The sequence below is a fragment of the Fulvivirga sp. M361 genome, from assembly GCF_007097395.1.
Taxonomy (GTDB): domain Bacteria; phylum Bacteroidota; class Bacteroidia; order Cytophagales; family Cyclobacteriaceae; genus Fulvivirga.
Map to the genome: position 1 here is coordinate 265497 of NZ_VKDC01000004.1, position 21428 is coordinate 286924.

20 protein-coding genes are annotated in these 21428 nt (G+C 43.1%); 14 read left to right on the top strand and 6 right to left on the bottom strand.

Annotated elements, in window-relative coordinates; translation table 11 throughout:
• Nucleotides 1–18 precede the first annotated feature (18 nt).
• From FNH22_RS04720 to FNH22_RS04745, 6 genes are all read left to right on the top strand, one after another.
• Complete coding sequence (locus tag FNH22_RS04720; RefSeq protein WP_143397185.1) at nucleotides 19–516, top strand: nuclear transport factor 2 family protein; 498 nt, start codon at nucleotides 19–21, stop codon at nucleotides 514–516.
• A 180-nt stretch (nucleotides 517–696) separates the two neighbouring features.
• Nucleotides 697–1308 carry a hypothetical protein gene (locus tag FNH22_RS04725; protein WP_143397186.1) on the top strand — a complete coding sequence of 204 codons (612 nt, stop codon included), beginning with the start codon at nucleotides 697–699 and terminating at the stop codon, nucleotides 1306–1308.
• A gap of 151 nt (nucleotides 1309–1459) precedes the next feature.
• On the top strand, nucleotides 1460–1882 hold the full coding sequence (locus tag FNH22_RS04730) for an SRPBCC domain-containing protein (protein WP_185154077.1): 423 nt from the start codon (nucleotides 1460–1462) through the stop codon (nucleotides 1880–1882).
• A 335-nt stretch (nucleotides 1883–2217) separates the two neighbouring features.
• Nucleotides 2218–2751 (top strand): RNA polymerase sigma factor, encoded by a 534-nt coding sequence (locus tag FNH22_RS04735; RefSeq protein WP_143397188.1) that lies wholly within the window; start codon nucleotides 2218–2220, stop codon nucleotides 2749–2751.
• A gap of 35 nt (nucleotides 2752–2786) precedes the next feature.
• On the top strand, nucleotides 2787–3161 hold the full coding sequence (locus FNH22_RS04740) for a hypothetical protein (protein ID WP_143397189.1): 375 nt from the start codon (nucleotides 2787–2789) through the stop codon (nucleotides 3159–3161).
• Between the two features lie 16 nt (nucleotides 3162–3177).
• Nucleotides 3178–3420, top strand: coding sequence for a hypothetical protein (locus FNH22_RS04745; RefSeq protein WP_143397190.1), 243 nt, complete (start codon nucleotides 3178–3180; stop codon nucleotides 3418–3420).
• A gap of 232 nt (nucleotides 3421–3652) precedes the next feature.
• Here the strand turns inward: FNH22_RS04745 and FNH22_RS04750 are convergent, their stop codons facing one another.
• Complete coding sequence (locus tag FNH22_RS04750) at nucleotides 3653–4132, bottom strand: histidine triad nucleotide-binding protein (protein WP_221420215.1); 480 nt, start codon at nucleotides 4130–4132, stop codon at nucleotides 3653–3655.
• 469 nt (nucleotides 4133–4601) lie between these two features.
• Here FNH22_RS04750 and FNH22_RS04755 point away from each other — a divergent pair, with 469 nt between their 5' ends.
• The 4 genes from FNH22_RS04755 to FNH22_RS04770 all read left to right on the top strand — a co-directional run bounded on the left by FNH22_RS04755 (nucleotide 4602) and on the right by FNH22_RS04770 (nucleotide 14472).
• Nucleotides 4602–5354, top strand: coding sequence for a DUF1080 domain-containing protein (locus tag FNH22_RS04755; protein WP_143397191.1), 753 nt, complete (start codon nucleotides 4602–4604; stop codon nucleotides 5352–5354).
• 12 nt (nucleotides 5355–5366) lie between these two features.
• Nucleotides 5367–6710, top strand: coding sequence for a Gfo/Idh/MocA family protein (locus FNH22_RS04760; protein ID WP_143397192.1), 1344 nt, complete (start codon nucleotides 5367–5369; stop codon nucleotides 6708–6710).
• 1208 nt (nucleotides 6711–7918) lie between these two features.
• Nucleotides 7919–10855, top strand: coding sequence for a triple tyrosine motif-containing protein (locus FNH22_RS04765; protein ID WP_143397193.1), 2937 nt, complete (start codon nucleotides 7919–7921; stop codon nucleotides 10853–10855).
• 395 nt (nucleotides 10856–11250) lie between these two features.
• Nucleotides 11251–14472, top strand: coding sequence for a glycosyl hydrolase (locus FNH22_RS04770; protein ID WP_143397194.1), 3222 nt, complete (start codon nucleotides 11251–11253; stop codon nucleotides 14470–14472).
• Between the two features lie 297 nt (nucleotides 14473–14769).
• Here the strand turns inward: FNH22_RS04770 and FNH22_RS04775 are convergent, their stop codons facing one another.
• Together FNH22_RS04775 and FNH22_RS04780 are read right to left on the bottom strand one after the other, a co-directional pair.
• Nucleotides 14770–16152 (bottom strand): sulfatase-like hydrolase/transferase, encoded by a 1383-nt coding sequence (locus FNH22_RS04775; protein ID WP_143397195.1) that lies wholly within the window; start codon nucleotides 16150–16152, stop codon nucleotides 14770–14772.
• Between the two features lie 343 nt (nucleotides 16153–16495).
• Complete coding sequence (locus FNH22_RS04780) at nucleotides 16496–16915, bottom strand: helix-turn-helix domain-containing protein (protein ID WP_143397196.1); 420 nt, start codon at nucleotides 16913–16915, stop codon at nucleotides 16496–16498.
• Nucleotides 16916–17101: 186 nt separating this feature from the next.
• Here FNH22_RS04780 and FNH22_RS04785 point away from each other — a divergent pair, with 186 nt between their 5' ends.
• The gene (locus FNH22_RS04785; RefSeq protein ID WP_143397197.1) at nucleotides 17102–17731 is read left to right on the top strand and encodes a hypothetical protein; all 630 of its coding nucleotides are present in this window, start codon (nucleotides 17102–17104) and stop codon (nucleotides 17729–17731) included.
• 639 nt (nucleotides 17732–18370) lie between these two features.
• Nucleotides 18371–18790 carry a hypothetical protein gene (locus FNH22_RS04790; protein WP_143397198.1) on the top strand — a complete coding sequence of 140 codons (420 nt, stop codon included), beginning with the start codon at nucleotides 18371–18373 and terminating at the stop codon, nucleotides 18788–18790.
• A 113-nt stretch (nucleotides 18791–18903) separates the two neighbouring features.
• Here FNH22_RS04790 and FNH22_RS04795 read toward each other — a convergent pair whose 3' ends face one another.
• Entirely contained in the window at nucleotides 18904–19104 is a 201-nt protein-coding gene (locus tag FNH22_RS04795; protein WP_143397199.1) for a hypothetical protein, read from the bottom strand.
• Nucleotides 19105–19289: 185 nt separating this feature from the next.
• On the opposite strand from FNH22_RS04795, the gene FNH22_RS04800 reads away from it, so the two are divergent.
• On the top strand, nucleotides 19290–19496 hold the full coding sequence (locus FNH22_RS04800) for a helix-turn-helix transcriptional regulator (RefSeq protein ID WP_143397200.1): 207 nt from the start codon (nucleotides 19290–19292) through the stop codon (nucleotides 19494–19496).
• 267 nt (nucleotides 19497–19763) lie between these two features.
• Here FNH22_RS04800 and FNH22_RS04805 read toward each other — a convergent pair whose 3' ends face one another.
• Nucleotides 19764–20318: a hypothetical protein gene (locus FNH22_RS04805; protein ID WP_143397201.1), complete on the bottom strand. Its 555-nt coding sequence runs from the start codon at nucleotides 20316–20318 to the stop codon at nucleotides 19764–19766.
• A gap of 182 nt (nucleotides 20319–20500) precedes the next feature.
• On the opposite strand from FNH22_RS04805, the gene FNH22_RS04810 reads away from it, so the two are divergent.
• Nucleotides 20501–20935: a helix-turn-helix domain-containing protein gene (locus FNH22_RS04810; protein WP_143397202.1), complete on the top strand. Its 435-nt coding sequence runs from the start codon at nucleotides 20501–20503 to the stop codon at nucleotides 20933–20935.
• A 130-nt stretch (nucleotides 20936–21065) separates the two neighbouring features.
• On the opposite strand, the gene FNH22_RS04815 is transcribed toward FNH22_RS04810, so the two are convergent.
• The gene (locus FNH22_RS04815) at nucleotides 21066–21404 is read right to left on the bottom strand and encodes a hypothetical protein (protein ID WP_143397203.1); all 339 of its coding nucleotides are present in this window, start codon (nucleotides 21402–21404) and stop codon (nucleotides 21066–21068) included.
• Between the last annotated feature and the right edge of the window lie 24 nt (nucleotides 21405–21428).

Sequence of the window (21428 nt, forward strand, 5' to 3'; positions counted from 1 at the left end):
CCGTTTTGATATTTTACTATGAAAAAAGCAACTTTATTTCCATCTATCTGTATAGGGCTGCTCACACTATCTTGCACGAATAAAAACTACGAAAACACTATCCGGAACATCGTATCGGAGTATTACAGTACCTATCAAGAACGCACCGACTTTGAAAAGTTTCTGAGTTTCTATAGTGAAGAGATTATCCTTGAGGATATCATTAACGCAGACAAGATAGCAGGCAAAAAAGAGCTATCCAATTTTTTCGGTTGGAATCGGCCTGGCTTCCGTAAACTTGAATCTACTGCTCTTGTCATACATGAGCAGATCATTGAAGGTAATACAGCAGTCACAAAAGGGCATTTTACGCCATTCACATGGCATGAGGTTGATTTTGAAGCAATGCACTTCACCACACTACTGACTTTTGACGAAGCAGGAAAAATAATCAAACAGGTGGATTGGATAAACTATCCTTCCAGCCTGGTAGACTATAGTACAAGGAAAAATTCGAATGAATGGATTGGGGAATAGATCAATGAATATGTGGCTTTGATACTGACCGAAGAGATCACTCATTCAACACGAATCCGTGCTTGATGTTTATTCAGTAAATTTAAAGCCAAAGACACAGCTTTAGCTAACCATGCGACCAGACAAGGCCTTGCCCACCCTGCATAGCACATTGCCAGAACGTTATAAGCAATTTATGTTATGAGAATTGTGATTTTGTTATATGCAATAGTAATTATAGGCTGTTCACCGAAGCAAAAAGAAAAACAAACATTAGTTAATGCCAATCTATTAGATGCCGTATTCCCTGAAAGTGCTGAACAGGTAGCAATTAGATTAACCAAACATTTTGATAAAAAATCACTTTACAGAAAATCAAACCAGACCGGTATCGGCGAATTAGATGAAATTGGCTTCATAAATCCATTAACTCCTAATATTAATTGGACGCTTTTTCCGACATTACACAATGACTCATTATATGCAATCAGTATCTATTATAATGGTGATAATTATTTAAGAGACGCTCAGCTTATATTTAGTAGTTATTTAAACAAGTTTGGACATCCAGAAATAGATACACTCCAGAGGCCAGCAGATTTTTTAGTAAAGGCCAAATGGACGAATAACGTTTTAATTGAATTCACATATCGCGCGGAGGTAGTTTTATTTGTAAATTATATAGACACACGAATCTTATATAAAGTCAATCCTGACGAAACAATGTATAATGAGTATGGTGATAGTTGGGACTTCTCACTATGGGATAATTTTTCAAATAAACCCTTCCAAATGAGATACCTGAATTGGTAAAATATAGCTCAATCACGATCGCCAGTTGGGGTTTTCAAACAAATAAAATGACCTACATTTATTAACAGTATTGGAGCCTGAAAGCTCATAGCACGAAAACCACTACTTTTATATAGGACCGTTATAGGACATTTAAATGTTGGAGGATATAATGAAGACCATAACCTGGAAAATACATCTCAATTCTGACTCAAACACCGTCTTTCACTTACTCACTTCGGCCGAAGGCAGGTCAAAATTCTGGGCTGAAAAAGCGACTGAAAAGGGAAGTATCATTCACTTCTCATTCCCTAATGGCCTGACCTATGACAGCCGGATATTAAAGACTGTTCCTTCCGAAGCATTCCACCTGGACTATTTTGATAGTCTGGTAAAATTTCAGCTGGAACCTACCGAAAATGGCGGAACGGACCTTACCTTAATCAATGAAAATGTGAATGAAAACGACTTTCCTGAAGTAAACGCAGGGTGGGTTTCGGTACTAATGAATCTTAAAGGAGTTGCCGACTTCCAGTGTGATTTGAGAAATCATAATTCGAAAAAGACCTGGGATCAGGGATACGTGAATAATTGAATTTCTCCCTCCTCAGCTCCTCCCTATGGTAGAGGACTCTGAGCCCAAGGTCACCTAACTTAAAAACCCTTAAATTGTCGACACACCAAAAACGTCGAAGCTTATTTCTATAGCCTTACATGTTACTGATGTTCAGAGCATTTTTTAGGAGAGAAACGACTGAGAGCATCCACCCGTCCATATCACAATGAGAATAACCCCAATAAACCAGAAGCATTAACAGTACCTCGATAACTGCCAGGATAAATTTTCTGGTAAATAATTCAAAAAAAATGCAATGAAGTTAAAAAGCATCGTCTTGTATAGATGAAGACCCGTTAGAAGGCTTTTGATGAATGTCAGAAACAGAGAATAGTATAAAACTTAGTGCATTTTTTGGCAGGGAATATGACCGGCTCAAATCATATGTCCATTCAAAGATCACTGATAGTGCCGACAGGGATGCTGAAGACATTATTCAGGATGTTGCTTTGAAGTTACTTTCCGGTGCGGACAACTATTCTCCCATTAATAATGTCGCGGGGTTCGTTTACCATTCCATAAGAAATAAAATTATTGATACCATTCGAACCACAAAGCAAAAGACCAATATTCAGGATGAAAGTGAATCACGATTGGTCGAGTTGGCAGAGTTGTTTTATGGCAGATCTGATAATTCATATTCCGAGCAAATGAAGCATGAACTGGTCCGGACAATTTCAAAATTAAAACCGCACTATAAGCAAATAATCATTGCGGTAGATTTTGAAGGGTTCAGTTATAGAGAATTGTCATTAGAAACCGGGATACCGGAGGGGACATTAATGTCAAGGCGCCACAGGGCCCTTTCTATTCTGAACAAGCAACTTAAGAAAGATATTAGCACTTAGAATTAAAGAAAATGACAAATTATTTTAAACACAAAATGAGAACCAAGAGGCCGGCAACCATTGCGGCGTGGGTGGTATTGGGAATTACGGCGGCCGCAGGGTTTGCCGTATTGTTCGGGTTTGTTATCATGTGGTTATGGAACGCCCTGATGCCCGATATTTTTGGACTGGTAGAAATTGACTACTGGCAGGCAGTCGGGCTGCTCATTCTATTCAAAATTCTATTCAGCGGTTTTGGCGGAGGTTCAGGTAAAAAACGTTCTTCTAAGAAGAAATATAAATGCAGTGATGAGCGCACTAAAAGCGATTTTTCAAAATGGGAGCTCTATGACAAATTCTGGGAAGAAGAAGGAAATGAAGCCTATAAAGCATATATAAAACGTACAAGTGGAGTTAATAGCGAAGAATAACGTTTCAATTGAAAACATGGATAACTATAAAACACTTTCCATCCAATTATTGATCTTCAGGACCGATATTAAAACCAGGAAAAAGGCAAAAATGATCAAACCACTTTTTGACCATCACAGACTGATCAATAGCTGGTCTGTGGACACGGAAGATATAGACAATGTATTAAGGATTGAGGCCCGTAATGGGATCGGTGAAAACGATATTATCTACCTTCTAAAAACATGCGGCTTTCATTGCGAGCCGCTGGAAGACTAGCGTCTGGTCAATGCTAAACTGACGTATTGGGTTAGATGATGTAACTCTATTTGCAGTGTTGGAAAGTTCTCGATCAGTCAGCAACAGGTAAGGGGCAGAGGGCGTAGAGCAGAGGATAAATTAAAGTAATAAAAACGGGTCATTTTGCCTACTGATTATCGCCTACTGCCGACTTTAATAGTTTACCGCCCTTTGAGCATTGACACAACACTAGTGTGCTCTGACCGGGTTTCTATTCATCTCCTTTTCGAGGGTTTGGGTCTTTATAGGTCTGGTCTACCATGGGGCCTGTTTTCATTCCTCCCAGCAGGTGAAGATGCAAATGGAATACGGATTGCCCGGCATCTTCATTGGTATTGATAGCTAACCTGTAACCCGTTTCTGCGATGCCATATTGCTTGGCAAGGTCCCTGGCCACAAGAAACATCTTGCCTACCAGCAAGGCATCATCATCTTTCAAATCGTTGATCGTGGCGATCCGTTTTTTGGGTACGATGAGGTAATGTACAGGAGTTTGCCTTCTAAGGGGTACAAAAGCGATGATCTCTTCATCTTTATACACTACTTCGGCGGGCAGTTCTCCATCCCATATCTTTTCAAAAGGGGACTTCACGGCCAATTTAGCCATTTTCTTCTGTTGATAGACTTCAGACTGGCCCCGGGCAGATACTGTGAACATTACCAGCAGGACGATCAGGTAAAACTTTCTCATCTTTAAAATTCAGTTTTTTTTAAGGTGAATGCACGTTAATGTCAATTGTTTACTCCTTAGTGTCCTCTATGAGAGAGGTGAAGAAAATGACAACACTCCGTTGAAAACAGTAATTCCTCCTCAGCCCTCTCGTAGAGGACTCTGAGAAAGGTGAAGTGATCTTAATAAAAGTACGCTGTCTACTTCTGTTTTCACGGAGTGTTATTTATATCTATAAAGTACACCACTTTATACACCTTATTACACAGCCTCATAAAAGTGCATCAGATAGAATTAAGACTTAGTTTATGAACCGATGCAGTATATTTATAGCAATGCCGGGATTATTCAGGTGGTGAGGGATAGTTGAAAATGGAGCGATTAAAATAAAAGCCGCTACAAATGGTCGGGTATCGACAAGCCCGACCTAAGTAAGAACCGGATAATCTCATCTACGAGCTAATGACTAAAACAATTAAAGTAAACGCTTATGAAACAGCTGAGTACAATTCTCCTCCTGGTAGCAACAGTTTATGCCTGCAAAACAGAGCAACAAACGGAATCCCAAACGAATTCCGAAACGCTCAACGATGCTGAAGTGAATGACTGGATCTATCTTTTTGACGGTACCAGCACGAAAGGTTGGAGAGCTTATAACGGTGAGGCACTGCCGGAACAGTGGGTAATAAAAGACGGAGCGCTGACTTTTGATACTGAAAAGAAGCTCGAATCTGAGCATAAAGGAGGAAAGGACATCATTTATGGCGCTGAGGAATTTGACAACTTTGAACTTTATTTAGAGTGGAAAGTACCCGAAGGGGGAAACAGTGGTATCTTTTATCATCTGAAAGAAGGGTATAACAGCCCACCGGAAGTTAGTCCTGAATACCAGCTATTAGATGATCTTAAATGGGAGGAAATCAATAATGCGACATTAGAGGAATGGCAAAAAACGGCGGCTGATTATGCCATGTATGTTCCGGATAGCACGATAAAAATAGTGAAGCCTGCCGGAGAGTGGAATACCTCTAGGATCCGTTTTACACCGGAGCTGGCAGAGCACTGGCTGAACGGCAAAAAAGTGCTATCTTTTGTGCCCTGGTCTGATGATTGGTATAAAAGAAAAGCAGCAGGAAAATGGAAGGATTCCCCTGATTATGGAAAGTTTAAGACCGGCTACATCGGGCTGCAGGACCATGACAGCCCCCTATGGTTTAAAAATATAAAGATCAAAAAACTATAACCTACCGGGAAAATGAAAAGGAGAGAATTCATAAAAGACACGGCCGCATTAACATCAGTAGCTTTACTACCAGCATCCGTTTTGGCACTTTCGAAAGATGGAAAATTAAAAACAGCTCATATTGGTGTTGGAGGTATGGGAATGGAAGACCTTAAAGCCATTTCATCTCATCAATCAGTGGTCGTTACTGCCTTGTGTGACGTGGATTCAAATGCTTTGGCTGCAGCTAAAAAGTTACATCCCAATGCAAAAGCGTATTCTGATTACAGAAAAATGCTGGAAGAGATAGGCAATGCCATAGATGCTGTGTTGGTATCAACTCCGGATCATACCCATGCACCGGCCTCTATGAGGGCCATGGAAATGGGCAAGCCCGTATATTGTCAAAAGCCACTTACCCACCATGTGTCGGAAGCAAGGGCGATGGCTGAATTAGCCAAAGAAAAAAATCTGGTGACCCAAATGGGTATCCAGGTGCATTCCTTTTACGATTATAAGTTAGCCACCTTACTTATCCAATCAGGTATCATAGGCAAAGTCAGTACAGTACGGGCCTGGTCTCCTAAAAACTGGGGCTATGACGGTCCGGCCCCACAGGGTAGTGACCCTGTCCCTGAGCATTTGGACTGGAACCTTTGGCTTGGAACCTCTTTAAAAAGGCCTTATAAAAAAGGCATTTACCATCCGGGCAATTGGAGGAAATTGCTGGATTACGGTTGTGGGACCCTGGGAGATATGGGGGTGCATATTTTTGATACTCCATACAATGCACTGCAACTGGACGTTCCCGAAACCATTAAAAACAGTTGTAGAAAACCCACAGGTTTTGGATATCCGGAAAATAATGTGGTCACTTACGAATTTCCCGGTACGAGATACACCACGGATACTTTAAAATGGGTCTGGTACGATGGACAAGGAGCGCCGAATGTGCATGAAGACCTCAGTTTGCCCAATAAGGAAAAGGTCCCTGAACAAGGGGCTATGTTTGTCGGCGAAAAAGGCAGGTTGCTGCTACCACACTTTATGGAACTCCCCAGGCTGATAGTAGATGGAAAATATAAAAATATAGATGCAGAGATATCAAAAATTGAAACTTCCCAAAAGTTAGGAACACCCATCCGAAATTACGATACAGAAGGCCCTAAACATTATCACCAGTTCGTGGATGCCTGCCTTGGAAAGGGGGAATGTAGCGCGCCCTTCTCTTATTCCGCCAGATTAACGGAGGTGATACTTTTGGGGGTCATTGCCGGTCGTTTTCCAAATAAGACTTTACATTGGGACAGCCAGACGGCAAAATTTGCGGAGCCGGAAGCAAATCAGTTTTTAGATGCTCCATATAGAGATTTTTAATCCATTGGGGAAAAAAACTCATCTTAAGTGAGCCCGTACCACAGTAACCACTTCTGTCAAACAGTCGTTTGTGTTTCATAAGTGATAGCTATCACTGTAACCGGCTGGCTCACATGGATCGAAACGTTTTATCCCCCCTGATCATAGGATGTTCTGCGACCAGAAGGGAAATATTACAAAATGGTAAACAATGCCTGATAATAATATTAACTCAAGAATAAGATGCTATTTTAACCTTGGAGCAATTTGCTTTATCATTTGATATATTCTAACTATCGGAATTGGAGAAGAGTTGACTGTCCTGATAGTGCTAGTTTTCAACCTTCTGGTTTTTTGGAAACTAAAGAATCTCGGACAAATAAATTCACTTCGATGGATAACACTAATTTCAATTCTAACAACTTTTTCTTTTTTCGTAATCCAGTACCAATATCGAAAAATTGTTGATTGGAGTTGCATTAAACTTATTTCTGACTCACAAGCTAATACCAGTTATCTCTTGACAACACTTTTGTTTTCAATTCTAACCTGGGAACTCGGAATTGGGCTGATTAATAGAAACCTGAAGAGGACTATCGGTCGCACGGTTGATTAAAAATAAAACAAACAATCGCTTGTGTTTCACAAGTGATGGCTATCACTAAGGCCTCCCGGCCGACACGCACGGATCAGAATATTTTATCTCGTTCAGGAACAAAGCCCTCTGGTAGCCTTACCAAAAAACCTCAAGAAGGTTTACAAAGACTTTTTTGAAGTTCTTTTATAGAAAAGTTATCAAAAACTCGAAGCAGGTGTTCCTCATTACTAATCGGAAAGAAGAAATAAGGTTGCTACGCTGCACTTGACCAAAAGTCTTGAAAAAATTAAACCTGTCTGACTATCAGCAAGAAAGAGCGTGGCCAACCATAAGGCCAGGATACCGAGAGAAAGTTAGTGGATTGGCAAAAGGGAGTAATCTCCAAAATGCACATCGCTCAAAGTGTCATCACGTGCTCAAATGTCAAAATTTTGTAGTATCTTATCCGCTTTCACGCATTGATATTCACCAGCGCCTTCCATGAAACAGTACTTCATGGCATTTACTTTTTGGGTCCCCCTGGCAGAAACCGTTAGGGCTTCGGATAAGCTGGTAAGTATGCTGGCAAAGTCAAAAAAGGTTCGCCTTAATTAAATATTCTAATCAAAAACAGGTCCCTCAAATAGATTAAATGATGTTAATATCATGTAAATACTATACCATAAGAAATTGGGTCATTTTTATTTTATTCTCTCCGCTATTCGCTTTTGGTCAATATGATCCGTTAGGTTATCCCAAAATCACCAACTACACAAAAAATGTCTACCATGCTGCCATGCCCAACTGGGATATTACCTCAGATGCCAAAGGCAACCTATTTATTGGCAATGATTACGGGCTAATGAATTTCGATGGTCACAACTGGAACCTACTACTTCAACCGGACAACAGAACGATCATCCGGTCTCTCAAAATAACACATGGAGACACACTTTTCATAGGTGCACAAGGAGATTTTGGCTATATGCTTAAAGACCAACTAGGTCGCCAATCTTTCCACTCACTGGTACCTCTGTTAGAAAAAAATGTCAATTCCTTTGGAGATGTCTGGAGCATATTTGAAAAAGACGGGTTCGTTTATTTTCAAACACATGCTGCCATTTATGTTTTCAAAGACAATAAAATAATGGCACATATTCCGAAGCATGAATTTTCCTACGCCGCAAAGCATGCGAATAAGATTTTGATCATGGACCAGGGATACGGGTTATGTGAACTGGAGGATGGAGAGATCCGGCTGATCCCCAACGGAGAAAAGCTAAAGCATATCGTCTTAAAATTTATTCTGGACCTCAAAAGCCAGGGATTGCTTCTGGGCACTATGAGCGATGGGTTTTTCTTATTTAAAGACGGGCAGCTTTCTCCATGGGAAACGGAAGTTTCTTCTTATATGAAAACTACCTTGTCAAATGTCTGTCTATCACTGTTTGATGGCACCTATGTACTTGGCACAGCGGGCAAAGGTCTCATCTTTTTTGATCGTAATGGCAGAATTATCAAAAAAATAGACAAGCGTCATGGCCTGATCAACAACACCGTGAACCACCTCTATGAAGATAACAATTACCAACTCTGGGCAGCTTTAAATAATGGTATTGCACATATTGAACGCAGTTCCAATTTCTCCTATATAGACGAAAGAAGTGGACTGATCGGAGCAGCCTATGCTTTTTTAGTACATGATGAAAAACTCTACATAGGTACCAGCGAAGGATTGTTTTACAGCGATTTCTCACGGGATACGCAGGTATTGGACTTTAAAATGATTGCGGGGTCCTCCGGGCAAATTTGGAGTTTGGACCTGCTGGATGGTATGATCTGGGTAGGGCACCATTTAGGCGCTTTCATCTTAGACCGCGAAACGCTCATCCCCATAAATACCTCCGAACAGGGTGCCTGGATGTTCGAGCATCCTCCCGGCCGAAACGACCTTATTATACAGGGATCTTATCAAGGCATCTTCCTACTCGAAAAAGTAAATGATACGTGGCAAACCAAAACAAAAGTGCATGGGTACGCCCAAACCGCACGAGAATTCCAGTTCGATCCGGACGGGTCACTTTGGCTCACACACGGATACAAAGGCATCTACAGGATGAAACTATCCGATACGTATGACACCATCGTGTCTCAAAAATTGTACACACAAAAAGAAGGGCTCCCCTCCGATCTTTTTAATAACATTTTCAAAATTGACAATGAAATCATTTTCGGAACCCAACAAGGGGTATACCTATACGACCACGCGCAGGATTCCATGTTAAGAAATGACTATTACAAGGGTACTTTAGGTACTTCAAACCTGGTCAGGCGGCTAAAAAACACGCCGGACAACAACCTGTTTTTCATCTCAGGATATGACAACACGGACCAAATTGGATTTATTCACAACCAATTCTCCGGAAAAGAAAAAAAAGTAGAAGTACCATTTCAATTACTGCGTGGAGAACTGATCCCCGGATTTGAAGCCATAGAGTGGGTCGATGATCAAACACTACTTATCGGCACAAAAGATGGGGGTGTCCTATATCGAAAAAGCTATTCTCGTAATTACCACCAGCCTTTTTGCACCCAGGTGTCTAAGGTGTACTGTACAAACAAGAATGACTCCATTATATATGGAGCAAATCACCTGGCTATCGATACGACCCGGAGGACCGGTCATCAAGTACTCCCTTTTGAAATGAATGCATTGAGATTTACCTATAGCGCTACTTTTTTCGAAAGGCCTACCTACACGCTGTTCCAAAGCAAGCTGGAAGGAGCTGACAGAGACTGGAGCCAATGGTCACAGGTCACTTCCAGAGGCTATAACAATTTAAAACCGGGCAAATATACCTTTCGCGTCAGGGCAAAAAATATATATGACCTTACCGGCCGGGAAGCAAAATTTACCTTTGAGGTCCTGCCGCCCTGGTACGCTTCTACCACTATGAAGGTCCTATACCTTGGTGCATTCCTTGTGTTTATAAGTTTTGCGCTTTGGTATAGGAACAAGCGGATCTTTCAATCGACGGAAGCACAGACACAAAACAACCACGAGCAGCTTCGGAGACAGCAGGAAGCCTATCAAAAAGAAAAGCTGATGATTGAAAACCAGATCTTCAAACTCAAAACAGAGAAGCTGCAATCGGACGTTAACTTCAAGAGCAGGGAACTGGCCTCTTCAACCATGCACATGGTACAACTGAACGAAACAATTATCCATCTCCAGGATCAGATCAAAAAGATTTCTACCCTGGCCAGAGATTCCGTAAAAGAACATCTGGAAAAAGTAATTCACGCCATGAGTGACATACTCCATGGGGAGCAACACTGGGAGAGCTTCGAAATGCACTTTAACGAGGTCCACAACAACTTCATCTACAGGTTGAAAGAAGCGTACCCTGACTTATCTGCCAGAGAGCTTCGTCTCTGTGCCTACTTAAGAATGAACCTGTCGACCAAGGAAATTGCCCCTCTCATGGGCATTTCATTACGTGGAATAGAAGGGTTAAGGTATAGAATAAGAAAGAAAATATCCGTTGATGGCAATGATAATCTGACTGATTTTATTGTCAAGTACTGATCTCTATACAAGAAAAAAGTCCTTTATGAGCCTCAAAACAAGCTATCCTCAAATTTTGAGTAGTAAAATCGTAGTGCCATAGTGTTCTTGTTGTATCCCTATTTTATGTTTTCCCTTTGATCAGGCTTTACTTTGACCTTATGAAATTTCCTTGACAGGGAATTAATGCATGGATTAAAACGAGCGCAAGTTTTTATGCCAGGCCTCCCAGAGGCCCTCACCCCAAAAGACAGGTAGAAAATGATCTGCCCTGGTCATCGATTGCCAAAGCAAGCTTACCAACAGTTTTTATTACAAGGATACTATCCTTACGAATGGCGCTGTGTCTGTTTGCAGCAAGTAATCCATTTTCTCCTGTCTTTTCACAGATTGAATTACACCAAATCCTAACATCTATGAAACATTATTTATTAACACTATTCATTATTGCCATGAGTTGGACATTACAGTGTAATGCGCAACAGTTCGACCCCGGAAGTGGTAAAACCGTACTGCTCATTGGCCAGACATTCCAGCAGGAATACAACAATTATATCACGGGCACCGGACTGACACCCGCCGGGGGGTCGCATTACGGATCACTTTACCTGGGTGCCTTAGAGCAAGGCGACGATGATCCGAACGCAAAATTTCTTGACTATATCAGGACACAACAAGACAACCCCTATGCCCTGGTTGCCTTAAGCATTAAGGACAACACCGCTGCCGGAGGCTACGGACAGATGATCAGTCCGGATTGGGATTTTTTTAATTCGAATGCCGTTTGGGAAGCTTGTAATGACATTGGAAATGGCGTTTGGGACACTCAAATTGATGCCCTGGCACAGACATTTGCTTCGCGGCCGGATGTCAAATTCTATGTCAGAATCGGCTATGAAGTCAGTTTACTTCTATTTGCCTATAATGGCAGCGCGTATGTAAACACCTGGCTGGAACAGCAGGCAGGCGCCGGGATCAACGTGTTTGATAACCCCGACGGGGTAGCCAACATGGACCGTCAGGCGTACATTAACGCTTACAACTATATTGCCCAAAGGATACGAAATACAGCGAGCAATGTAGACTTTGTCTATCATCCGGTGCGCGGATTAAACGACACCAAATGGCTTTATCCCGGTGACGAGAATGTAGACTGGGTGGCTTTTTCTGTCTTCAACAATGACATTTGCATGGAAGTGAACGGAACATTCAACTGTCAGGGTCAGGAGATTGATCCGCAACTTCAGGCGTCAATAGACTGGTCCAAAGCCAGGGGCAAGAAAATTATGATTGCCGAGTCAGCGGCACAGGCACCCGCTGCAAGCTCACCTTCGCAATTCAATGTGTACCTGCAAAAACTCCACAATGTAGTGGTTGACAATGACGTCCGGGTGCTTGCCTATATCAATTCCGACTGGCCTTCGAAAGGCTGGGATGCCAACTGGGGGGACTCGAGAGTGGAAATCAACGCAACAGTGCTCAATAACTGGAAAAATACCTTTGGCGCCGGCTCCCGCTATATTCATAGTGGAAGCGTGGTGACACCTCCCACCTGTAATGATGGTATTCAAAACGGTAACGAGACCGGTATAGACTGCGGCGGGCCTTGTGAAGCCTGCGACAGTAATGGATCGACCTGTAGCGACGGGGTCCAAAATGGGGATGAAACAGGTATAGATTGTGGTGGGTCCTGTACCCCTTGTGATACCGGTACACCCGGAGACTGCCAGGGCAGCTGTCCGGACTCACATCCCTTATTCCTTTGTGGACAATGTTATGCCTCTGAAGCTCAGGCCCAGTCGGCAGGCTGCTCCGAAGTATGTGACACTTCAAACCCTCCACCCACCTGTACCGATGGCATTCAAAACGGTAACGAGACGGGCATAGACTGTGGCGGAGCCTGTACTCCTTGTGATACCGGTACTCCCGGAGATTGCCAGGGCAGTTGCCCGGACTCACACCCCCTATCCCTTTGCGGACAATGTTACGCCTCCGTGGCCCAGGCCCAATCGGCGGGCTGTTCTGAAGTTTGTGATAATTCAAACCCCACTCCTACCTGTAATGACGGCATTCAAAACGGTGATGAGACGGGCATAGACTGTGGCGGTTCCTGTACCGCTTGTGACAGCAGTTCACCGACTTGCAGCGATGGTATCCAAAATGGTAATGAGACGGGTATAGACTGCGGCGGACCTTGTGCTCCCTGTTCAACTTCCGGGTTACAAGGAAACCTGGTCCCGGGCAATGACAAGATCCTGCTTTCTATCGGTCAGGACCTAAAAACCATCAGTGATTATCAGTCCGGTGGTGTAGAGGCCCGGGGGTTTCCGCAAATGGGAGGCGTCGTCAGCTATCTGGCTTTCTTTAGCCTGTTATCCAACCAATTTCCTGCATATGGCGCACTGGGAGAGGACCCTTCCGGCAACAAGGTAACATTCGACATAAACTGGGGAGCCGGACCATTGCACGCCTCCAATGCCGGAGACGGTTTTGCCAACGCCACCTTAACCATTGGGCTGAGCATCGCTGAAGGTTCGGACCCGGGAGACACCTGGTGTGCGGGATGTATTGAACAGATCGGTAACGGTATCTGGGACAACAACATCAAACGACTGGCAAAGTTCGCCAATGATCATAGCGACCTGGCGATCTACCTGCGGATCGGGTTTGAATTTGACGGCAAGTGGAATAAAGGCTACAGCAACACTACCCACTTCAAAAATGCATGGAAAAGGATCGTAGACGTTATGCGTAATGAAGGTGTGACCAACGTGGCATACGTCTGGCAGTCCTCCACTTCACCGGTGGATGATGTCCTCGAAGGGTTCCGTGAAGACATCACTGCCTGGTATCCGGGAGATGAGTATGTGGATTGGATGGGATTGTCCTGGTTCATGCTACCTAATGAAACACCTCCGGTCGGCGGCAACCCGGCTACTCAGGTATCTTTGGCCGACGAGTTGGTGAATTTCGCCAGACAACGTAATAAGCCCGTATACCTGGCGGAGTCCACACCACAAGGTTATGACCTGACCAATCTGACCAATTGCAACGTGAGCCCTGTTTGGGACGGCACCGCAGCAGCAGGATGCCAGTCCAAATCAGCATCTGCCATCTGGAATGAATGGTTTCAGCCCTTCTTCGATTATATCTACGCCAATAAGGATGTCATCCGCCAGGTCCACTACATCAATACAAACTGGGACGACGATACGCAGAAATTCGGACCGGGCAGTGGCTACGCAGAAGGGTACTGGGGGCGAGCAGGTGTGCATGTCAACAATACCATCGCTCAGAACTGGGCTGCCGAGTTGAACAAAAGCGTCTGGGTACATGGCAGCGCCACACTCAATAGCAGCCTGCTTACTTCAGCCAATGCTTCGCGCCTGTCAGGTGAGTTGAAAAAGGAAAAATCTCTCCAGTCTGACATCCCGGGCGGGATTCGCCTATATCCTGTACCCACGAAAAATCAGTTGATCATTGAAGGAAACCCTGATCACTCGCCTTTCAACATTTTTGATATCACAGGGCAAACACTGATCAGCGGTGCAGGAAGCAAAATCGATGTTTCCCATCTGCAAACCGGTTTATACTTTATCCAATTGGGCAGACAAAGATTTAAATTCTTTAAAGAATAGAAACCGGCAGCATTGGAAAGTTCAAGTTAAAAGGAGGCTAATGTCTCCTTTTTTTCTTCCTCGTCAGTCTCTCGCAGAGGACTCTGAGCCTGAAGATCGACAAACTACAAACAATCGCTTGCGTCTCGCAAGTGATGGCTACCACCGAGGCCTCCCGGCCGACTTCTACTGACCTGAACAAGTATCTCACCTCACATTCGGCACGTTAAAATGTTGAAATTTATTTCTAGAACTATTACATGCTACTAACCCTCAGAGTCCTCTACGAGAGACTGAGGAGGGGGATACCCGGAAGATCTACCTCTCCAGACCGATACGCCTTGTACGTTCCTCAAGGATAGGAAATTCTTCCTGGCTATATCCGTACCTGGCAGGCATATTGGAACGGTTCCAGGTCATATACTTCTGCTTTAACCTTTCGACAACATCAGCATATTGATCGTGAACATCTTTTGTTTCATTCGGGTCTGTGGCTATATTATACAGTTCCGTTCGCTCTCCATGACTTACCAGTTTCCATTCTTTATCTCTTATCGCCCACTTTTCATTTAGTTTCCAGTATAAATATTGATGAGGGCTATCAAGGTTGTTACCATTGAGGTAAGGCAGGAGGTCAACGCCGTCCAGATCATCCAGCGCTCCCCGGTGTCCGGTTGCACTCAATATAGTAGGAACGATATCGAGAGATGAAACGGGCAGTGTGTATGATCTGCCACCTTCAATGTTTCCACTCCAGTTAATAAAAAAGGGAATTTTAATACCTCCCTCATAATATTGTCCTTTTTTCCCTTTCAGTGGGAGGTTGTAAGAATAATTATCTTGAGGGTGTCCTCCATTATCACTTAAAAAAACTATAAGTGTCTTCTCCATCAGGTCATGTTGCTTAAGCTTATCAACCACCTTCCCAATATTTCTATCCAAAGCATATAACATTGCGCACATTTTTCTTCTCTTCTCGTTCTCCACATAACTAAATCGATCCATGTCCTGCTGAGTTGCCTGTAATGGGGCGTGTACTCCGCTAAAAGGTAGATACACCAAGAAAGGATCCTCACTATGCGCATCAATAAAACCACTCGCCTCATCTCCAACTGCATCCGTAAAATACCTGTACTCCTTATCAAGGATCCGATTCCCACGCATATATTTCTGTTCGCGGTTTGTGGAGTCAATATATAATGCAGCGCCTTCGAGAAATCCATAAAAAACGTCAAACCCTCTCTGTAAAGGCATTAACTTTTCATTACCTCTTTCACCTCCCAAATGCCACTTGCCAAAAACACCCGTGTGGTACCCTGCTTTCTTTAGGCCTTCTGCAATCGTAGGTACGTTCAACGGCAATCCTATAACATCAGCCCGGGTTCTTTTAAACGGAGCTGGATTGTCTTCGCTTCCCAAACGCTGTTGATAAATACCTGTCATAAGTCCTGCCCTGGTTGGTCCACAGACCGATGCTGTGACGTACCCGTTATTGAATATGACCCCATTACGCGCTAATTCATCAATTCTTGGCGTCTGAACTGTATCATTTCCATGATATCCAACATCATGATACCCAAGATCATCGGCTAGTATCAGCAATACATTTGTTGGTGTTTTTTTCATGTCGGCATTTCTTCCAGCCGGATTGCATCCTGTCAATATCAGAAATGGGATCAAAGTCAATAACAATGGGTTCATATTAAAAGGATTATTGCTGACGCTCAATAGGGTATAAAACTAAAATAATCCCAGGGTATTTTATATAAGTGTTTATTTTAATCTACCTGATCAGTATCATTTTCGCTGTTGATTTCGCTCGTTATAACAAGAGTTTGAGCTCCTTCTGGAGCGCATTTAGCATTTGTAATGCGCATATTCTTGATGAACTTATTTTGGATAGTTCTTATGGTAAAATATTGAGGTATCATACTCCAAAAGCTACCTCTAAAGTACACCCGGATTACAAATCCTATCCCTAAATCAGCACGCATGGCGCTATCGCTATATGCGCGCCAGAGGAAGCAAACGTAAAACTTCAGGCTTACTTCTTACCCCCCAAATACTTCTCCAGCATCGCCACTTTTTCGTCTTTCTCTTTGAGCAGCTCCCGATATAACTTTTCGTTTTTCTCGATGGTCTCCATCAACTTATCCAAAGGGTTGAAAGTGCAGTTGTAATTTTGACCACTGACAGTTCCACTGATTGAACTATTATGAACAATATTATAGACAGTGGCATTTTCATCGAGGTTTTTAATGGCATCAGCCGTCACACCCATCGCCTTGGCCACCTTTTCCAGCTGTTCATCGTCCACCTCTTCGCTGGATTCGATGTTAGATACCGTCTGCTGGCTCATATCCATTTTTTCGGCTAAGTCATCTTGCGTTAAGTTTAGTAACTCGCGCATGTGTCTTACCTTTCTTCCAATGTGTTTGGGGCGGGGTGTTGTTGTGTGTTCCATAAATCAAATATATTAACTCGGGTGCTAGTTACAAAGGCGCTCGCCTTTCTTGGTAAAAATACCCATAATGGCTGGTAAAATTACCATCCAATTACCAATGAAAATGGTGCAATACAAAGGGGGTGTTAGTGTACTTAGCGTTCACCGAAAGCTAGTAATAACCCTACCACTTAAAAAAAGAACGCCATGGACACACCCGAACGATATGATCAGCTTTATAAAGCAGTATGCGCCGGTGAGACGGAAAGTATTTTCAAATGCCTGGAAAAAATAGAACCCGGGGAAGTACGTACCCGTATCATCTCATTGATTTTTGACGATGTCGATCTGTATGGGATGGTACAATGTGCCTTAAAGCCTCACAGGCTTGGGTATATTGTACGCCAGTTTTGCCACAACCTGCAAAACAGGCAGACGCAGATGTTCGTCAGCTTCTCGTGTAAAGGCTATACCATCCCTTTAGAGGAATTACTTTCTGCGGAGCCTGCCCGTTATGAAGAAATAAAAAACAGGCTTTATAGTACCCTGATACACCTGTGCGCACATGTAAAGGTAAAAAATGGCACGTTCGTACTGGTAGACCTGCACTCGACCCAAAGCAGGCTGGCTGTATCGCTGGATACCGATGTACCCTTCCTGCACGGCATTGATAATTCTAACGAACTGCCCATCTGCATGGCGCTAAATCATGTCCGGCAAATGGGTGGCAAACTACATGCGGACTGTATAGGCCTGAGCCTGAAATTTTTTCGGCTTACCCTTACCCTGGACTTTGGCCTTAACGGAAACAGTAAAAAGCCTCCACCTCGCAGTTAGTAGCATGCGGTGCACTTGCTTATGCCCGTTCTATGGCTTAGCATGATAAGCTATTACCGCAGGCCCTGGACATAGAACGCCTGAAACGTTTCATCCATATCAGGTCCACCCGGCCATCAGCGATACTACTTATCGGGTAACAGGAATTCATCCTTTCATTGGTTAAAAAGATAAGGTGTAAGGTTTTGGTCACCTTTACGTATTTCGTTGATTCCTCACCCCGTTCAGGCCGGCCATTGCGATTAATGGCGGGTACGGTTATTCCTGTTTTAGGGAGCTTTCACCTCTTTTTGACCCGTGCTGATATACAAGGCGGTACAACCCGGCGGGGTGTGGCCGGTGGATGTTTTTGTAGCTTTAGGGGCGGTTTTGCTCATGACTTTTAAGGTGAAACATACCCCTGACACCGTGCCTTACAAACAGAAAATCGTCCAGCGTAAAAAAGTAAAAAACGCCTGTTTTATTCAATAAACGGTGAGTGTAGTACAACCGCTTCCAGTGGTACTTTCATCACCTGCCCTACGGCGCTTGCCCACACTACCACGGCTCGATATATTTGATTTATGGAATGTACCACACCCCGCCCACTACCCGGAAAAGCCCTTCACACGTTAGCCCAGTCTACCTCTTAATAAATTCATGACTACTGGAGAATATCATTTAAATGGTATTGAAAAAACTATTCATCCGGAAAAGAAAAAAAGTGCAGATATATCTTTAATACGAAAAAAAGATAATATCGAAGTATTGATTGAGGTCCTAAATGTTCATTTGGAAACCAAAAAGATCGAAAATTATGATGATCTGGAATATCACTTAAAGTCAAAATTTGAGGATAAATCAAAAGACAAATTCGTAAATCCCGATAAAATCATTTTTATACAGCCAGTTATTTGGACGAGTAATTTAGAGCAATTGAAAACGTTATGCGAGTTTTATTCTGAAGCAAACTTCAAGACTGAAAATGTAATAGTACCAATGAGCTATTTAACTTTCAAACATCCCGATGGCAAATATGAACATAGATTCGAGAGTCTTAATACAATTTTAAATGACTAATAACAAACGAAAAACAAACAATCGCTTGCGTCTCGCAAGTGATCACTATCACCCAGGCCTCCCGGCCGGCTTCTACTGATCTGAGCATAATATCTCACGCTCCATCCTCTTAGTTAAGCAGTTGAATTTCTTTTTCTGGTAGGATATAACTTCTGCTTAAAATCTGTGATTTCATCTTTCAGTTTCGTGTTAGCACTATTCAATAATTCATTTTGATGTTTCATGATACTTAGGAGGTCATGCATGGCATTAAGGTTTTCCAGTTGAACAGAAACAATTTCCTCTAAATCGGCTTTAGTGTATCTTCTACTCATAACTTAAATTTATTAGCAAATAACATCAATTATTAATGATGTAAAAATATAATTTCAAATTTTAATACGCTAATAAATTGATGTAATAAGTTTATTTAAGTGCCTAAAAAGTCAATATACAGTTCAATTTCAATCAATTATATTTGTTTTAAGCACAAACAGATTTAACCTATACGCAACTAAAAATGGCTAAAAAAGCAATAAATAGACTAAAAGTAGTTCTAGTGGAGCAAGGTAGAACTAACAAGTGGTTAGCTGAAAAACTGAATAAGAATACAGCCACCGTCTCAAGATGGTGTACAAATGAAATGCAACCCTCTTTGGAAACTCTTGTGGAAATTGCGGATACTTTGGGAGTAGATGTAAAAGACCTTTTATTATCAACTCAATAAAAGATACTGAAAACAGTATAGAGAACAAGTTTATATTGAGATGAAAGTAATCCCCTTACCAGTCCCAGGAGAATTAAAATAAAACAAACAATCGCTTGCGTCTCGCAAGTGATCACTATCACCCAGGCCTCCTGGCCGGCTTCTGTTGATCTGAACACAGTATCTCACCCCATACAAAACGTTGAAGCTTACTGCTGAACTCTTACATGCTAATGGCCCTCAGAGTCCTCTACGGGAGACTCTGAGGTGGTGTGATGACGAAAAACTTCACACCTGCCCTTCCACCCTAACCGTCAATCGCTGCACCCCATCCTTCAACCCAAAGCCTTTAAGCCGGCCATGAATACTACGGATGTGCGCTATGGCCTTTTGCAGGTCTTGATCTTCATCGGTTTTGATGAGGTCATATAAAGAGATGTCCGTGTCGAGTGCCAGGGTTACACTACTTTCTGTACAGGTCAGTACCACCAAGGCATAGTGCGCCTTTTTAGCCATGGCGCCGGTGAGCAGGTAGTACACAATCAGGTAGAGTTTGGCATGCTGCTCGGCAGACAGCCAGTGGCAACTGCCCGAATGGGAAAAAGAGATACGCATCTGCGGCAGGGCAGCGTCCAGGCGTTCGCAGAAATCACTCAGCCGGCCCGTGAGCCCACACTTATGCTCCATATAGGACAGTAGCTGCATTAAACTTTCAGAGACGGAGACCATTGTCTTCAGGCCGGTGCGTACTACATCAGTCGTAACTTCATCCTGTGATTTGGGCATGTTGGTATCGGTAATACTGGTGGATGATTTGCGGTTTTCCGAAGAAGAGGTGTTCATAGCTTTAGGGGTTAAATACAACAATCAAGCCTTCACAAAAGCAGTGGGCTATAGCAAAACAGAAAAAATTGAAGATTTTTTTCAACAAAAGGCGGTTGTAATACAACACCTTCCGGTTGTACTTTCACCACCTGTCCATCACAGTGCTTGCCAACTCTGCCAGGGTTTAATATATTTGATCCATGGAAAGTACTACACATCCTCACCCCGTACACCTTGGCAGAAAGGTTATGCAGATGCGTGAATTGCTAGGCATATCGCAGGAAAGCATAGCCGGGCAGTTAGGCATCAGCCAGCAAGCTGTTTCTAAAATAGAGCAGAAAGAAGCGGTAGACGATACCACGCTAGACAGAATAGCCAAGGCATTAGGGGTAAACTCAGATGCCATCAAAAACCTGGATGAACAAGCGACAGTTTACAACATAGTTACGAATCATGGAGCGGTCAATGAGGGAGCAATAATTGGTAATCATGGCTACAATTACCAATGTACTTTCAACCCTGTTGACAAATGGGTAGAGGCCATTGAAGACAACAAAAAGCTGTACGAAGAGCTCCTGAAAAGCGAGCGCGAAAAAGTAGCCCTATTGGAAAAAGTACTGGATAAGCTGAAGTAACGCACCACCCGCCACCCGGAAAAGTCTTTCATAAGTTAACCCCCTCCCTTCTTTGAACCTTAATGCTGTAATTATCGCTACGGAAAAAGTAGCCGGGCGCAAACTGTTAAAAAAACAGTACTTAACCAGGTCAGGTATTGCATTGCAGCAAGATCAATCCATAAAAACGCTGTACAAAATCACTAAAGGTCGGTACAAAATCATTTTGCCGCACTGAAAAATCATTCTGCCGCATCAAAATATGACAAAGACGCATACTAATATCATGCTGCCGCATCCGGAAATAGCACTGCGGCACCCGAAAATCACAAAGCCGCATGAAAAGATCATTGCGCTGCGCCCGGAAAAGACATTGCGGCATACAAAAACCGCAACGCCGCATACCAAAAGTATAAAACGGCACGCACCCACAGCAAAGGTGCACCGCTGAGGCACTCCGCCTCTGCCCGGCACCATAAAAACAACCCATAATCAATGTTTAACCCTTAATGAT

Coding starts and splice junctions, on each gene's coding strand:
- FNH22_RS04760 (WP_143397192.1), top strand. CDS start 5,367: ATGAAAAGGAGAGAATTCATAAAAGACACGGCCGCATTAACATCAGTA.
- FNH22_RS04730 (WP_185154077.1), top strand. CDS start 1,460: ATGAAGACCATAACCTGGAAAATACATCTCAATTCTGACTCAAACACC.
- FNH22_RS04720 (WP_143397185.1), top strand. CDS start 19: ATGAAAAAAGCAACTTTATTTCCATCTATCTGTATAGGGCTGCTCACA.
- FNH22_RS04805 (WP_143397201.1), bottom strand. CDS start 20,318: ATGAACACCTCTTCTTCGGAAAACCGCAAATCATCCACCAGTATTACC.
- FNH22_RS04745 (WP_143397190.1), top strand. CDS start 3,178: ATGGATAACTATAAAACACTTTCCATCCAATTATTGATCTTCAGGACC.
- FNH22_RS04765 (WP_143397193.1), top strand. CDS start 7,919: ATGATGTTAATATCATGTAAATACTATACCATAAGAAATTGGGTCATT.
- FNH22_RS04725 (WP_143397186.1), top strand. CDS start 697: ATGAGAATTGTGATTTTGTTATATGCAATAGTAATTATAGGCTGTTCA.
- FNH22_RS04775 (WP_143397195.1), bottom strand. CDS start 16,152: ATGAACCCATTGTTATTGACTTTGATCCCATTTCTGATATTGACAGGA.
- FNH22_RS04770 (WP_143397194.1), top strand. CDS start 11,251: ATGAAACATTATTTATTAACACTATTCATTATTGCCATGAGTTGGACA.
- FNH22_RS04750 (WP_221420215.1), bottom strand. CDS start 4,132: ATGAGAAAGTTTTACCTGATCGTCCTGCTGGTAATGTTCACAGTATCT.
- FNH22_RS04800 (WP_143397200.1), top strand. CDS start 19,290: ATGGCTAAAAAAGCAATAAATAGACTAAAAGTAGTTCTAGTGGAGCAA.
- FNH22_RS04735 (WP_143397188.1), top strand. CDS start 2,218: ATGTCAGAAACAGAGAATAGTATAAAACTTAGTGCATTTTTTGGCAGG.
- FNH22_RS04740 (WP_143397189.1), top strand. CDS start 2,787: ATGAGAACCAAGAGGCCGGCAACCATTGCGGCGTGGGTGGTATTGGGA.
- FNH22_RS04755 (WP_143397191.1), top strand. CDS start 4,602: ATGAAACAGCTGAGTACAATTCTCCTCCTGGTAGCAACAGTTTATGCC.
- FNH22_RS04785 (WP_143397197.1), top strand. CDS start 17,102: ATGGACACACCCGAACGATATGATCAGCTTTATAAAGCAGTATGCGCC.
- FNH22_RS04780 (WP_143397196.1), bottom strand. CDS start 16,915: ATGGAACACACAACAACACCCCGCCCCAAACACATTGGAAGAAAGGTA.
- FNH22_RS04810 (WP_143397202.1), top strand. CDS start 20,501: ATGGAAAGTACTACACATCCTCACCCCGTACACCTTGGCAGAAAGGTT.
- FNH22_RS04795 (WP_143397199.1), bottom strand. CDS start 19,104: ATGAGTAGAAGATACACTAAAGCCGATTTAGAGGAAATTGTTTCTGTT.
- FNH22_RS04790 (WP_143397198.1), top strand. CDS start 18,371: ATGACTACTGGAGAATATCATTTAAATGGTATTGAAAAAACTATTCAT.
- FNH22_RS04815 (WP_143397203.1), bottom strand. CDS start 21,404: ATGGGTTGTTTTTATGGTGCCGGGCAGAGGCGGAGTGCCTCAGCGGTG.